Annotated in this window: 13 protein-coding genes; all 13 read right to left on the bottom strand. The window is 55.6% G+C overall.

Features of this window, described 5'->3' with window-relative positions; genetic code table 11:
- Positions 1–58: 58 nt before the first annotated feature.
- The 13 genes from atpG to yidC all read right to left on the bottom strand — a co-directional run bounded on the left by atpG (position 59) and on the right by yidC (position 13976).
- The gene (gene atpG / locus ACJJIV_RS11100) at positions 59–919 is read right to left on the bottom strand and encodes a F0F1 ATP synthase subunit gamma (RefSeq protein ID WP_252083949.1); all 861 of its coding nucleotides are present in this window, start codon (positions 917–919) and stop codon (positions 59–61) included.
- Positions 920–996: 77 nt separating this feature from the next.
- On the bottom strand, positions 997–2541 hold the full coding sequence (gene atpA, locus ACJJIV_RS11095; RefSeq protein WP_152455988.1) for a F0F1 ATP synthase subunit alpha: 1545 nt from the start codon (positions 2539–2541) through the stop codon (positions 997–999).
- A 49-nt stretch (positions 2542–2590) separates the two neighbouring features.
- On the bottom strand, positions 2591–3127 hold the full coding sequence (locus tag ACJJIV_RS11090) for a F0F1 ATP synthase subunit delta (RefSeq protein WP_444889000.1): 537 nt from the start codon (positions 3125–3127) through the stop codon (positions 2591–2593).
- Between the two features lie 12 nt (positions 3128–3139).
- Entirely contained in the window at positions 3140–3610 is a 471-nt protein-coding gene (locus ACJJIV_RS11085) for a F0F1 ATP synthase subunit B (protein ID WP_252083951.1), read from the bottom strand.
- Positions 3611–3662: 52 nt separating this feature from the next.
- Entirely contained in the window at positions 3663–3908 is a 246-nt protein-coding gene (gene atpE, locus ACJJIV_RS11080) for a F0F1 ATP synthase subunit C (protein ID WP_020413895.1), read from the bottom strand.
- 59 nt (positions 3909–3967) lie between these two features.
- Positions 3968–4894, bottom strand: coding sequence for a F0F1 ATP synthase subunit A (atpB, locus tag ACJJIV_RS11075; RefSeq protein WP_252083952.1), 927 nt, complete (start codon positions 4892–4894; stop codon positions 3968–3970).
- A 50-nt stretch (positions 4895–4944) separates the two neighbouring features.
- On the bottom strand, positions 4945–5307 hold the full coding sequence (locus ACJJIV_RS11070; protein WP_444888999.1) for an ATP synthase subunit I: 363 nt from the start codon (positions 5305–5307) through the stop codon (positions 4945–4947).
- Positions 5308–5508: 201 nt separating this feature from the next.
- Complete coding sequence (locus ACJJIV_RS11065; protein WP_444888998.1) at positions 5509–6411, bottom strand: ParB/RepB/Spo0J family partition protein; 903 nt, start codon at positions 6409–6411, stop codon at positions 5509–5511.
- Between the two features lie 12 nt (positions 6412–6423).
- A complete protein-coding gene (locus tag ACJJIV_RS11060; RefSeq protein ID WP_444888997.1) occupies positions 6424–7233 on the bottom strand; it encodes a ParA family protein in 810 nt (269 codons plus the stop codon).
- 126 nt (positions 7234–7359) lie between these two features.
- Entirely contained in the window at positions 7360–7989 is a 630-nt protein-coding gene (gene rsmG / locus ACJJIV_RS11055) for a 16S rRNA (guanine(527)-N(7))-methyltransferase RsmG (RefSeq protein WP_444888996.1), read from the bottom strand.
- 85 nt (positions 7990–8074) lie between these two features.
- Positions 8075–9964 carry a tRNA uridine-5-carboxymethylaminomethyl(34) synthesis enzyme MnmG gene (gene mnmG / locus ACJJIV_RS11050; protein WP_444888995.1) on the bottom strand — a complete coding sequence of 630 codons (1890 nt, stop codon included), beginning with the start codon at positions 9962–9964 and terminating at the stop codon, positions 8075–8077.
- A gap of 892 nt (positions 9965–10856) precedes the next feature.
- Positions 10857–12233, bottom strand: a complete 1377-nt coding sequence (gene mnmE / locus ACJJIV_RS11045; RefSeq protein WP_444888994.1) for a tRNA uridine-5-carboxymethylaminomethyl(34) synthesis GTPase MnmE — start codon at positions 12231–12233, stop codon at positions 10857–10859.
- A 75-nt stretch (positions 12234–12308) separates the two neighbouring features.
- The gene (gene yidC / locus ACJJIV_RS11040) at positions 12309–13976 is read right to left on the bottom strand and encodes a membrane protein insertase YidC (RefSeq protein ID WP_444888993.1); all 1668 of its coding nucleotides are present in this window, start codon (positions 13974–13976) and stop codon (positions 12309–12311) included.

The raw sequence follows: 13976 nt of genomic DNA, 5'->3' as shown, positions 1-13976 counted from the left end.
TCCGGATCCTCAGCTTTAAATTCTTTCTAGGCTGACCATTACTGCTAGGGGCAGCGGATTAAACCGCCGCCGCACCGCCGACAATTTCGGACAGTTCCTGGGTAATGGCCGCCTGGCGCGCCTTGTTGTAGACAAGCTGCAACTGATCGATCAGCTCACCGGCGTTATCGGTGGCGCTCTTCATCGCGATCATACGCGCTGCCTGCTCACAGGCTTTGTTTTCAACTACTGCCTGGTATACCTGAGACTCGATATAGCGAGCCAGCAATCCATCCAGCAATTCAACCGGATCCGGCTCGTAGAGGTAGTCCCACTCGTGCATGAGTTTTTCATCTTCGTCTTTCGGCAGCGGCAGCAATTGCTCAACCCGCGGCTTCTGTGACATGGTGTTGATAAACTCGTTGGATACCAGGAACAGGCGATCAATATCGCCTTCTGCGTAACGGTCCAGCATTACCTTAACTGAGCCAATCAGCTTGTTGGCCTGGGGCGCATCGCCCAGGTCGCGAACTGCTGCGACAACCTTGCTGCCGATGGCGTTAAAGAAACTGGCCGCCTTGTTACCTACTGCGCAGACTTCTACGTCAACGCCTTTTTCGGACCATGCCTGCATCTCGCGAATGGCCGCTTTGAACATGTTGATGTTCAGGCCACCACAGAGACCGCGGTCAGTGGATACCAGGATAAAACCGACCCGCTTGGCCTCGCGCTCCTGCAGGTAAATATGCTGGTACTCGGCCGAAGCGTTGGCGACGTGGCCGATCACTGCGCGTATGCGCTGGGCGTAGGGACGCCCCAGTGCCATGCGATCCTGAGCCCTGCGCATCTTACTGGCTGCAACCATTTCCATTGCGGCAGTAATCTTCTGCGTGCTCTTGATGCTGGCAATTTTTGTGCGTACTTCTTTTCCGCCTGCCATAGTGATTTACCTTGTTCGCTGGAAGTTAGATTCCGAAAGAGCGGACACGCCGCTCTTTCGCGCTCTCCAGGGAGTTCTTACCAGCTGCTAGTAGCGACGAACTTCTCGATAGCGGCTTTGAAAGCTGCGTCGATTTCGTCGTTGTAGTTACCAGTCGCGTTCACTTTCTCCATCAGCTCTGCGTGTTCGCTGTTCATGTAAGCGAGCAGGGCGGCTTCGAAATCGAGAACCTTGGCAACTTCTACTTCTTTCAGGTAACCCTTGTCGGCGGCGTAAACGGAAACAGCCATGTCCGCGATAGACAGCGGAGAGTACTGTTTCTGCTTCATCAGCTCGGTTACACGCTCACCGTGATCCAGCTGGGCTTTGGTAGCTTCGTCCAGATCAGAGGCAAACTGGGAGAATGCCGCCAATTCGCGGTACTGAGCCAGAGCGGTACGGATACCACCGGACAGTTTCTTGATCACCTTGGTCTGCGCTGCACCACCTACACGGGATACGGAGATACCCGGGTTGATCGCAGGGCGGATACCGGAGTTGAACAGATCGGTCTCGAGGAAGATCTGGCCGTCGGTAATGGAAATCACGTTGGTCGGTACGAACGCGGATACGTCACCGGCCTGGGTTTCGATGATCGGCAGGGCGGTCAGAGAGCCGGTCTTGCCTTTCACTTCACCATTGGTGAATTTCTCTACGTAGTCGGCATTTACACGCGCAGCGCGCTCCAGCAGACGGGAGTGCAAGTAGAAAACGTCACCGGGGTAGGCTTCACGTCCAGGCGGACGCTTCAGCAGCAGGGAGATCTGACGGTAGGCCCAAGCCTGCTTGGTCAGGTCATCGTATACGATCAGGGCATCTTCACCGCGGTCGCGGAAGTACTCACCCATGGTACAGCCGACGTAAGGAGCCAGGAACTGCATCGCTGCCGGATCGGCGGCGCCAGCGGCCACTACGATGGTGTGGTCCATAGCGCCGTGCTCTTCGAGCTTGCGCACTACGTTGGCAATAGAGGACTGCTTCTGGCCCACGGCAACGTAGATACACTTAACGCCGGTACCTTTCTGGTTGATGATGGCGTCGATCGCCACAGCAGTCTTACCGATCTGACGGTCACCGATGATCAGCTCACGCTGGCCACGGCCAATCGGGATCATGGTATCAACCGCTTTCAAGCCGGTTTGTACAGGCTGGTCAACGGACTGACGGGCGATAACGCCAGGCGCTACCTTTTCTACCGCGTCGGTCAGCTTGTTGTTCAGTGGACCCTTGCCGTCGATCGGGTTACCCAGCGCGTCTACAACGCGGCCGAGCAGTTCCGGACCAACCGGGGTTTCCAGGATACGGCCGGTACAACGACACTTCTGACCTTCGGCCAGAGATTTGTAGTCGCCCAGGATTACAGCACCAACGGAGTCGCGCTCCAGGTTCAGCGCCATACCGTAAACGCCGCCTTCGAACTCGATCATCTCACCGTACATCACGTCGGCCAGGCCGTGGATGCGGATGATGCCGTCGGATACGGAAACAATGGTGCCCTCATTTTGGGCTTCAGTGCTCACATCGAGATTTTCGATGCGGCTCTTGATGATTTCACTGATCTCAGAGGGATTCAGTTGCTGCATGCTCTGTTCCTCAAGTCCCCCGCCGGCTGACGCCGACGGGGAGAGTAATTTAGGAGTTCATCGCCTCGGCGAGCTTGGCCAGACGGCCGCGTACGGAACCGTCGATGACTGTATCACCGGCGCGGATGATCGCGCCGCCCAGCAGGCTCTCGTCCACCGAGCTGTGCAGATGTATTTCGCGTTCAAACTTCGCCCTGAGCTTTTGGCCCAGTGCTTGCGCCTGTGCATCGCTCAGGGCGTGCGCGGAAACAACTTCCACCTCGAGGGTGGCTTCCGCCTGCGCTTTCAGCTCTTCGAACAGCTCGGAAATTTCCGGCAGCAGCTGCAGGCGGTGGTTTTCCGCCAGCAACCGGATGAAATTTTTTCCGTGCTCGCCGAGCTCGTCTGAACAGATCGACAGGAATTTATCTGCGCGCTCTTCACTGGTGAGCTGTGGGTTATCCAGCAGCTCACGCACTTTTTCGTTCTGGCTGACCGCCGCCGCAGTTTCCAGCGCAGCGCTCCAACCACTGAGGTTGGAGGCTTGCTGCGCATAGGCAAATGCAGCTTTAGCGTAGGGCCGGGCCAGTGTGCTGAGTTCCGCCATGGGGTTCCTCGCTTACAGCTCGGCTGCCAGTTTGTCGATCAGGTCGTCGTGCGCCTTAGCGTCGATATTGACCGCGAGAATCTTCTCCGCACCCAGGACAGACAGGTCTGCCACACGGCTGCGCAGTTGCTCTTTAGCGCGATTCACTTCCTGGTCGATCTCAGCTTTAGCCGCAGCTTTCAGGCGATCGCCCTCGGCATGCGCAGCCTGCTTTGCTTCATCGATAATCTGATTAGCGCGCTTGTTGGCGCCATCGATAATCTCGCTCGCCTGATCTTTGGCTTCTTTCAGCTGCTCGGCAGCTTTGCGCTTGGCCAGTTCCAGATCTTTCTGCGCGTGCTCGGCGTCAGCGAGACCATCTGCGATCTTCTGCTCACGCTCTTTCATCACGCCCAAAAGCGGCGGCCAAACAAACTTCCAGCAAAACCAGACGAAAAACAGGAAAGTAATCGACTGGCCGATTAGAGTCAGGTTGATATTCACACCGACACCTCTTGCTCTTTAAATAGGGTTAAGGGCAATTGGAACGGCGTAATTAAACCAGACCAGGAGCTACGGCGAAGATCAGGTACATAGCGATACCAACACCGATCATCGGAACCGCGTCAAGCAGACCAGCCATCAGGAACATTTTGCCCTGCAGAGCCGGAGCCTGTTCAGGCTGACGAGCGGAACCTTCCAGCAGTTTGCCACCCAGAGTACCGAAACCGATAGCGGTGCCCAGGGCGCCCAGACCGATCAGCAGTGCACTTGCGATGTAAACCAGACCTAATGCTTCCATTGTGTTCTCCAAATCAAAGTTAAAGAGTTGTTGTAAAGGTCGAAAAAAGGGTTAAAAACTTATTGATCGTGCTCGTGCTCATCGTCGCGATGGTGTGCCATCGCCATGTACACGGTGCTCAATACCATAAATACGAACGCCTGCAGCACGATTACCAGTACGTGGAAGATCGCCCAGCCCATGTGCAGGAGACCCGCACCAATAAAGCCGAGAACGCCAACGCCAAAGACAATCGCGATCAGGATAAAGATCATTTCACCGGCGTAGAGGTTTCCGAACAGACGCAGGCCCAGGGAGATCGGCTTGGCGATCAGGGATACTGCTTCCAGCAGGAAGTTGACCGGGATCAGCAGGATGTCAAAGAACAGCTTGCCGGTATGGAAAGGGTGCAGAGTCAGCTCTTTCAGGAAACCGATGGCCCCTTTTTCGCGAATACTGAAGAAAATCATCAGCGCAAACACCGCCAGGGCCATACCCAGAGTGGCGTTCGGGTCGGTAGTCGGAACCACTTTAAAGAAGAGGTGATCGTTACCGGAAATCTTGGCGGCAGCCATCGGTAGCCAGTCCACCGGCACCAGGTCCATCAGGTTCATCAGGAACACCCACACAAAAATGGTCAACGCCATCGGGGCAACCATGGTGTTGCGGTGGGGGAAGGTTTCCTTAACCAGCTTGTCGATAAACTCGGTGACCAGCTCCACAAAACTCTGGAAACCGGTGGGCTTGTCCACACTGGCCTTTTTGGCAGCGCGGGCAAACAGGAAACAGAAAATCAGACCGAGGCCGATAGACCAACCCAGGGTATCCACATGTAGGGCCCAAAAGCCCATATCCGCGGCTTCCTGAGAGGAATGCGCCATAGTCCAGGTGGACTCACTAAGCACAGAACCATCGGCGCGGGTGTACCCGGCCGGCAGCTTGCCGTAAGTCATATTTTGCAGGTGGTGTTGGATATACCCCGTCGCAGTTAGAGCTTCGCCCGCCATAGTTCCTCAACAATCGTAAAAGTAAGAATTCTTTTTTTCTTATCCACCGGCTAGCGGACCATGCGCGCCACCATAATCCACTGCACGATCACACAGAGGACGTAGCTGATAAAAAGCGCTGCCGCATTCAGCGGCTTGACGGTGGCAAAAACTGCCGCAAAACCCGCCATGGTCAATATAAATTTGCCGGTTTCCGCGCGGTAGAAATTGCCTACCACGCGATGGGCCGCGCGCGCACCGCTATCGCGAAAGGCGCGCCTGCCGAAATATGCTCCGGGCAGTGCACATAGGGCACCGCCGATAAATACGGAAAGCGCCGTCACCGGTTTGCCACTAAAGTGCAGTACCGCACTGGCCACCGATATCAGCAGAAGCTGTACCGCGGCAATTCGTAATACCGGGGGTTTTCTCATAGACGGGATAAGCCGACTTCTGTGCGCTGTCCGCCCAAAATTTGGGCGTGCGAATTATGCTGCAACAGCATCGCCGATTCAACCGGCAAATGTCGCCAACTTATTTGATTTTCGGGAGGTTTTGCGCGGAATTACTCGGCGCAGTGAGTAATTGCCAACAGTTATTGCGCGCGCCACTAGGACGCGCATTTCACCACGGCTTTAATCCTCGGCGTAACCGAGGTGGGCAAGGATTCCGTCCAGCTCTTCCAAGGTGGTAAATTTCAGCACCAAGCGACCATTGCCCTTTTCGTTGTGATCGATAGAGACAGGCACTCCGACCTTTTCCGCCAGGCGCTCGGTAAGGCGGCGGATATTGGGGTCGGGCTTGGGCTTTTCCTGCTTTGGCGTGGCCGGCTTTTGCAGGCGACGCACTAGCGCTTCCGTCTGGCGCACGGTGAGGCTGCGCTCGACAACCTGGCGTGCAGCGGAACGCTGGGTGGCACCGGAGAGACCGAGCAGCGCCTTGGCGTGGCCCAGCTCTAGGTCACCGCGCTCAAGGAAAGTGCGCACCTCTTCACTGAGGCTCAATAAGCGCAGTAAGTTGGTCACGGCAGTTCGGGACTTGCCCACCGCATCGGCCACTTCCTGCTGAGTCAGCTTGAATTCATCCTGCAGTCGCTTAAGGGCCACAGCTTCTTCGACCGGATTCAGATCTTCACGCTGGATATTCTCGATCAATGCCATGGCGATGGCGGCTTCATCGGAAACGCTGCGCACCAGCGCCGGCACTTTCTCCAATCCCGCCAGTTGGGCGGCACGCCAACGCCGCTCACCGGCAATAATCTCGTAGCTTTGCTCGCCGATACCACGTACGACGATCGGCTGCATAATACCCTGGGCGCGAATCGAGTCCGCCAGTTCCTGCAGGGACTCCTGTGGAAAATCCCGGCGCGGCTGGTAGCGACCCCGCTGCAAAAACTCGATCGGCAATTCTTTCAACTCACCGTCGACCACGGCAGTTTCGGTTTCGGCCTCACCGGTAGCCTCGGCGATCGCGGTGCTGTTTTTATTGCTGATCAGGTGGGATAAGCCCCGGCCCAGTCCTTTGCGTTTGGCGGCCATAGTTATTACCCCTTATACCGCTTCCGCCATAGGGCGGTTTTTCTTTTTGGTAGATTGATTGGCGGGATGGCGGCGATTGATTTCACAAGCCAATGCCAGGTAGGCGATAGCGCCCTTGGAGTGGCGATCGTAATCCAACGCCGGTTTGCCAAAACTGGGCGCTTCCGCCAAGCGCACATTGCGCGGAATACAAGTTCGATACAGGCTATCGCCAAAATACTCCTGCAACTGCGCCGATACTTCGCTGGTAAGACTGTTGCGCGGATCGTACATGGTACGCAAGATGCCTTCGATTTTCAGGTCCGGATTAGCGGTCTGCTGGATCTGGGTGATCGTATCCACCAAGGCTGACAGTCCCTCCAGGGCATAATATTCGCACTGCATGGGAATCAGCACGCCGTGAGCTGCGCAGAGGGCGTTTACCGTCAGCATATTTAACGATGGCGGACAGTCGATAATCACGTAGTCGTAACGATTACTCACCGCAACCAGGGCGCGGCGCAGGCGGGATTCGCGCCCCTCCAGATTCAGCAACTCCACCTCTGCCGCAGACAGGTCACCGTTGCCCGGGATCAAATCAAAACCGCTCTCTGTGGATACAATGGCCTGCTCAACGGGTAATTCAGCGGCCAGCACATCGTAACCGGACACCTCCAGGTCACTTTTATCCACACCACTGCCCATGGTGGCATTGCCCTGGGGGTCCAGGTCGATCAGCAATACGCGCCGCTTGTTGGCAACCAAAGATGCGGCCAGGTTGACGCAGGTAGTGGTCTTACCAACCCCGCCTTTCTGGTTGGCCACAGCAAATATCTTGCTCAAGATTCTTGTCCTTTGTTGTTTCCGGGTGCGTTTGCCCCCACGCTGACTCAGCTTCGGGCAGCGGCTATTGTGCCCCACGAAAGGGGAGCAGGATTGGGCAGGCGACAGCCCCACCAAACTATCATCTTATTCTGTGCGACAGAGCTGAATCATATGTCGCTCACCGTCGCAACCGGGCACCGACAAACGGTGCACCTGCTCGACCTTAATGCCTTTTGGCAGAGCGCTCAACTCATCCTCAGGCAGCTTGCCCTTCATGGCATAAAAACGACCCTTAGGCGCCAGCATATGCTCACTGCCATTGACCATATCCTCGATGGAGGCAAAGGCGCGGGACACCACACCGGCAAAAGGCTGTTCTGGCACAAAGGCTTCTACCCGCTCATTGACTACCGTGATATTGGGCAGGGGCAGGGTGCTGGCCACTTGGAACAGGAAGCGGGTCTTCTTGCCATTGCTGTCGAGCAGGGTGATGGCGCGCTCCGGATGCATAATTGCCAGGGGGATTCCCGGCAGGCCACCACCGCTACCCACATCGATTAAAGAGCCTTCGCCACAGAGATTTACCACACTGAGGCTGTCGATAATATGGCGCTCCAGCATCTGCTCCGGGTCGCGTATGGCGGACAGGTTGTAGGCACTGTTCCAGCGGGTAAAAAGCGCCAGGTATTCCAGTAGCTGGTCCTGCTGCCGGTCGCTGAGTGCCACCGACATCTGTGCCGCCGCCTCTAACAGGCGCGGACAAAACTGTTCCATTGAGTGAGAAATGGGTCTATCCCCCAGTTGTCCCGCGAAACTCAAACCCCGCAGGGCCTCGCGGGATACCCTGTGGAAAACCGATTTATACCGCTTTTTTGCGCTTCAGCAGTCCGCGCTTTTTCAACTGGATCAGCAGCAGGGATATGGATGCGGGCGTCACACCCGGTATCCGCGAGGCCCGCGCCAGGGTATCCGGGCGGGTCTCTCCCAGCTTTTGCTTGACCTCATTGGACAGACCGGAAATATCGCTATAGTCGAAGTCCGCCGGGATCGGGGTATCTTCGTAGGCCTGCAAGCGCTCAATTTCCTCGCGCTGGCGATCGATATAGCCGGCGTATTTGGCCGAGATTTCCACCTGTTCGGCAACCTGCTCGTCGGTTACCGCTTCCCCTTTGAGGCCCGCCACATCCTGATAGCCCAGTTCCGGACGGCGCAGCAGGTCCATCAGGCTGTATTCCCGCGCCAATGGCTGCGGCAATTTGGTTTCTACAGAGGCGGCCTGGGGCGTCTTTGGGTGCACCCAGGTATCTTGCAGTCGCTGGGTTTCCCGGGCGATCGCCTCACGCTTTTCACTGAACGCTGCCCAGCGGGTATCGTCGACCAGGCCCAATTCGCGACCTTTTTCGGTCAGGCGCAGGTCAGCATTGTCCTCACGGAGCAGCAAGCGATATTCCGCACGGCTGGTAAACATGCGGTAGGGCTCTTTGGTGCCACTGGTGATCAAATCATCCACAAGCACGCCCAGGTAGGCTTCATCCCGACGCGGGGACCAGGCTTCGCGCTCTTGGGCCTGCAGGGCGGCATTGGCGCCAGCCAGGAGTCCCTGGGCGGCCGCTTCTTCGTAGCCGGTGGTGCCATTGATCTGGCCAGCAAAATAGAGCCCCTGGATAAATTTGGTCTGCAGGGAGGGCAGTAGATCCCGCGGATCGAAGAAATCGTACTCAATCGCATAGCCGGGGCGGGTGATATGCGCCTTTTCAAAGCCCTTGATGGAGTGCACCAGCTCAATCTGCACGTCGAAGGGCAGACTGGTGGAAATACCATTGGGGTACAGCTCGTTGGTGGTCAACCCTTCCGGCTCGATAAACACCTGGTGGCTATCTTTGTCCGCAAAGCGGTGCACTTTGTCCTCGATGGAGGGGCAGTAGCGTGGGCCAATCCCTTCAATCACGCCGGAATACATGGGCGAGCGATCGAGCCCCCCCTGGATAATTTCATGAGTGCGGGCATTGGTGTGGGTAATCCAGCAGCAGACCTGGCGCGGGTGCTGATCGCGGCTGCCCAAGTAAGACATTACCGGTGTGGGGCTATCTCCCCACTGCTCCTCCAACTCGCTGAAATCTACTGAGCGGGCATCAATACGGGGAGGGGTGCCGGTTTTGAGGCGATCGACGCGGAAAGGCAGTTCGCGCAAACGATCCGCCAAGGCAATCGAGGGTGGGTCTCCGGCGCGGCCGCCGGCGTGGTTATCCAAGCCGATGTGGATACGCCCACCGAGGAAAGTCCCGGCGGTCAGTACCACTGTCTTGGCTCGAAAGCGTACTCCTGCGTTGGTGACAACGCCCACAACGCGTTCACCTTCGACAATCAGGTCATCTGCCGCTTGTTGGAAGATCTCCAGGTTTTCCTGTGCTTCCAGGATCGAACGGATCGCGGCGCGATATAGGGCTCTATCGGCCTGGGCACGAGTTGCCCTTACTGCGGGGCCTTTGCGGGCATTGAGGACCCGGAACTGAATTCCGCCCAGGTCTGTTGCCGTTGCCATAGCGCCACCGAGGGCATCGACCTCCTTCACGAGATGACTCTTGCCAATACCGCCAATGGCCGGGTTGCAGGACATTTGCCCGAGGGTCTCGATATTGTGGGTTAGTAGCAGAGTGGAAGCTCCCATACGTGCCGCTGCCAGTGAGGCTTCGGTACCTGCATGGCCTCCGCCGATCACGATCACATCATAGGTCTTAGGGAATTCCATAATGGCTGCTACTGGTTACAACTTGGGGCGCACATTTTATAGTCAGTAAGTGTCCTCAGCAATTGGCTTTATTCAAGCCGTTTAGGAAAGCTCTGCCTTTGTCTTTCTCTCTCCTTCCTGAATATCAACTTCTGATCGGATGAATTTCAAAACTCTGTTTTGCTTTCTTAAATACTCTTACTAATGAATATATGTATATCTTAAAGAGTATTTTTTTATATTTATTGTTTTTATTAGACCTGCGGCAACTCGGTATAAGCACAAAAAAACCTTTAAAAACAATAAGTTATAAAGATGAAAACCCTGCCGACAAACCCTTGGTGGACACAGGGGTAACCGGGGTATGAGGCTGTGAAAACTTGGGACAACTTTGCCCTATCTACTCTTATTAGGAAGTTATCATCATACGATTATTCTATTTTGCAGGTGCTTATCCCCTCTTTTGCCCACAGTCAGTTTTTTTTGACTAGTGTCTGTGGTGCTTTACCCAGACTTTCTGGGGGATACCTGTGAGTAGTCGAAGGCAATGTATAAATCTGTGCATATACCCATTGAATGGGTGTGGGTTAATAGTGAGATAACTGCCAATAAGCTTATCCACGGGAAATCCCCGTGGACATGTATAACTTCTTTCCCTTAAGAGCCATTTAAACAGCTATCTCAAGCTTATTTCTCACCTATTTCGTGGAAAATATGCGGGAAAGCTGGGGATTAAATAGAACTTTTTTAACAACCTAGGATAGATCTGAGCTCTTCCTGTGAGCAAGAGGTGTGGAACTTGTGCCAGAAGGAGAATAAGAAGAAGGAGAGTGGGGAGGTACTATAGGGAAGAGAAGAGGACGCTATTAGCTAGCGCCCCCAATTGGATAAGTGCGTGGAACTCCACACCTTCTTATTTTCCGATACAAAAGCTGCCGAAAATTTTCCCGAGCAGCTCGTCCGCACTCATTGCACCGGTGATTTCCCCCAACGCCTGCTGGGCCTGACGCAAGTCTTCCGCGAGTAATTCACCGGCACCATGGCTGTGGAGCTGCTGGGAACCTTGCTCAATAAAGGCACGGGCGCGCTCAAGAGCCTCTAAATGACGTCTACGCGCACTAAAAGTGCCTTCGGCAGCACCACTGAAGCCGATAGACTGTTTCAAATGCTCCTTTAGTGCTTCGAGGCCTGAGCCAGTCTTGGCGCTGATGGCTATAACCGGCACTCCTTCAGTGTGAGCTTGGAGTCCGGCACTGTAATCGCTGAGATCAATTTTGTTCAGTACCAGTGTGAGCTTGTCTAAGTCCTGAAGCTGATTGGTAAATTCCGGCCAGGCCTTTGCTGGGTTCAGTGAGTGAAGTTGCTCTGCATCCATTACCAGGAGCACCCGATCCGCCTGGTGAATCTCCTCCCAGGCGCGCTCGATGCCTATCTGCTCTACTTTATCTGGCGCATCCCGCAGGCCGGCGGTATCGGCGAATTGCAGGGGCATGCCGTCAATGTGAATATCTTCCCGCAAAATATCCCGTGTGGTGCCGGCGATATCTGTGACGATAGCGGTATTGCGCCCCGCGAGGGCATTGAGCAGGCTCGACTTGCCGGCATTCGGACGCCCGGCAATGGCCACCCGCATACCCTCGCGCATAATGGCGCCCTGGCGCGCTTGGGCTTCTACGCCAGCCATTTGTGCCAGTAGGGCCTGGATATCCGCAGCCACCTTGCCATCGGCGAGAAAGTCGATCTCTTCTTCGGGAAAATCGATGGCGGCTTCTACGTAGATACGCAGGTGGGTAAGACTTTCCACAAGGTCTTCGATCTTGTCGGAAAAAGCGCCCTGTAGTGAACGCATGGCGTTGCGCGCCGCTTGGGCACTACCGGCATCAATCAGATCGGCGATCGCTTCGGCTTGGGTGAGATCCATTTTGTCGTTGAGGAAGGCGCGTTCAGAAAACTCCCCGGGACGTGCCTGGCGGGCTCCCAGTTCGATCGTTGCCTTCAGCAGTTGATCGAGAATGACCGGGCCACCGTGGCCCTGCAGTTCCACCACGTCTTCTCCGGTAAATGAGTTGGGGCCTGGGAAGAATAGGGCGAGTCCCTGGTCGATCAGTTGCTCACTGTGGAAAAAATTTCGGTAATGGGCATAGCGCGCTTTGAGCGGTTTATCCCCGCAGATTTGCTGGGCAATGGACAGGGCTTTGGGGCCAGAGAGGCGGATTACACCGATACCACCGCGCCCTGGTGCGGTGGCGACGGCGGCGATGGTGTCACGATTAAGGCTTTTTTGTGTCATCGGCTGAGTGTACTCGACATAACGGAAAAGGGCCGCAGTTGCGGCCCTTGTTGTTTGTGATCTGTGGATACTTGATCAGTATTTTCCGGCATCCACCTGCTTGTTGATATACCAGGTCTGACCGATGGTGATCAGGTTGTTGGCGATCCAGTACAGAACCAGGCCAGCCGGGAACCACAGGAAGAACACCGTCATCATCACCGGCATCAGCTGCATGATACGGGCCTGGGTCGGGTCGGTGGGGGCCGGGTTTAGCTTCTGCATAAACCACATGGACAGGCCCATCAGTACTGGCAGGATGAAATAAGGGTCCTTTGCCGACAGGTCGTGAATCCAGAAGATCCAGGGCGCGTGGCGCAGCTCTACGGTTTCGGTGAGCATCCAGTAGAGGGCGATAAACACCGGCATCTGCAGCAGGATCGGCAGGCAGCCCCCCATGGGATTGATCTTCTCGCGGCGGTAGAGCTTCATGGTCTCTTCCGCCAACTTCTGACGATTGTCCTTGTACTGCTCCTGCAGTTTTTTCATCTGTGGAGCAAACTTGCGCATGCGCGCCATAGACTTGGTGCCTGCGGCGGACAGCGGCAGCAGCAGTGTCTTGATAAAGACGGTGAGCAAGATAATCGCCCAGCCCCAGTTGCTGACAATATGCTCCTGGATAAAGTGCAGTACGCGGAACAGCGGCTTGGCAATCCACCACAGCCAGCCGTAATCCACGGTCAGGTCAAGATAGGGTGAGATCTCCTCCAGGCGGTAGACATCCTTGGGGCCGGCATAGAAGGAAGCGCTCAGCTCGCCCTGAGTCGCGGCGGGGATTTGTACCGGCTGGGCGGTGAAGCCCATACGGAATAGTCCGTTGGACAATTCGCGCAGCTCAAAAGTGTTGCGTTCATCCTGTGGGGGAATCCAGGCGCTAAGGAAATAGTGCTGCACCATGGCTACCCAGCCGCCTTCCACTGTGGTGCGGGTGGGTTTCTCGGCGATTTCTTCAAAATCCTGCTTGAAGTAATTTTCTTCGTTGGTGTGAAGAGCGGCACCGAGGAAGGGTGACATACCAAAACCGGTATCGGTCACCGGCTCACTGGCATCGCGCTTGATCTGGCCAAACATGGCGGCAGACCAAGGCTTGGAGCTGGTGTTATCTACCAGGTAGGCCACCTGAACGAGGTAGTCACCACGTTTGAAGGTGTAGCGTTTTGTGATATTTGCACCTTCTTGCTGCAGGGTCAGGTCCACAATCAGCTGATCCTGCCCTTCGACCATGGCGTAGTTGGTCTTTTCAACCTTAAATAGAGGGCGGCCAGCGGCGCTATCAGTGCCGTTGTTACCGATCAGACCACTTTGGGCGATATAGGTGTGATAGCGGGTCTGGTTTAACAGGATTAATGGCTGGTCAGGCGTATCCAGCTTTTCCTGGAACTGTCGCAGGGCTACTTTTACGATATCACCGCCACGAGGATCAATGAGCAGATCAAAGACGTCGGTGGTGACATTGATGAGCGTGCGTTGGCCGCTATCGGTGCCTGTCTCTGCTGGCGCTTGGGACTCCAGTTGGGGTACATCGCCATTGCCGTTTTCGCTGGTCTGCGCCGGGATTTGGCTGCCGCTCTGTATATCGTCGTGAACTATGGTTTCGCGGTCGAGTTCAGGAGTGTGCTGCTCTTGAAATGCATTCCACTGGAAGATAAGTGCGAGGAGAACCGCGAGAATTCCACCTAGCAGCGTATAGCGTTGCCAATCCAT

Source organism: Microbulbifer mixtoriginis (SeqCode), assembly GCF_052466765.1.
This window is presented reverse-complemented; position numbering and strand designations above follow the sequence as displayed.

Excerpts from the sequence above, each read along its gene's own strand:
- atpG (WP_252083949.1), bottom strand. The coding sequence starts at position 919 with ATGGCAGGCGGAAAAGAAGTACGCACAAAAATTGCCAGCATCAAGAGC.
- atpA (WP_152455988.1), bottom strand. The coding sequence starts at position 2,541 with ATGCAGCAACTGAATCCCTCTGAGATCAGTGAAATCATCAAGAGCCGC.
- ACJJIV_RS11090 (WP_444889000.1), bottom strand. The coding sequence starts at position 3,127 with ATGGCGGAACTCAGCACACTGGCCCGGCCCTACGCTAAAGCTGCATTT.
- atpE (WP_020413895.1), bottom strand. The coding sequence starts at position 3,908 with ATGGAAGCATTAGGTCTGGTTTACATCGCAAGTGCACTGCTGATCGGT.
- atpB (WP_252083952.1), bottom strand. The coding sequence starts at position 4,894 with ATGGCGGGCGAAGCTCTAACTGCGACGGGGTATATCCAACACCACCTG.
- ACJJIV_RS11070 (WP_444888999.1), bottom strand. The coding sequence starts at position 5,307 with ATGAGAAAACCCCCGGTATTACGAATTGCCGCGGTACAGCTTCTGCTG.
- ACJJIV_RS11065 (WP_444888998.1), bottom strand. The coding sequence starts at position 6,411 with ATGGCCGCCAAACGCAAAGGACTGGGCCGGGGCTTATCCCACCTGATC.
- rsmG (WP_444888996.1), bottom strand. The coding sequence starts at position 7,989 with ATGGAACAGTTTTGTCCGCGCCTGTTAGAGGCGGCGGCACAGATGTCG.
- mnmG (WP_444888995.1), bottom strand. The coding sequence starts at position 9,964 with ATGGAATTCCCTAAGACCTATGATGTGATCGTGATCGGCGGAGGCCAT.
- mnmE (WP_444888994.1), bottom strand. The coding sequence starts at position 12,233 with ATGACACAAAAAAGCCTTAATCGTGACACCATCGCCGCCGTCGCCACC.
- yidC (WP_444888993.1), bottom strand. The coding sequence starts at position 13,976 with ATGGATTGGCAACGCTATACGCTGCTAGGTGGAATTCTCGCGGTTCTC.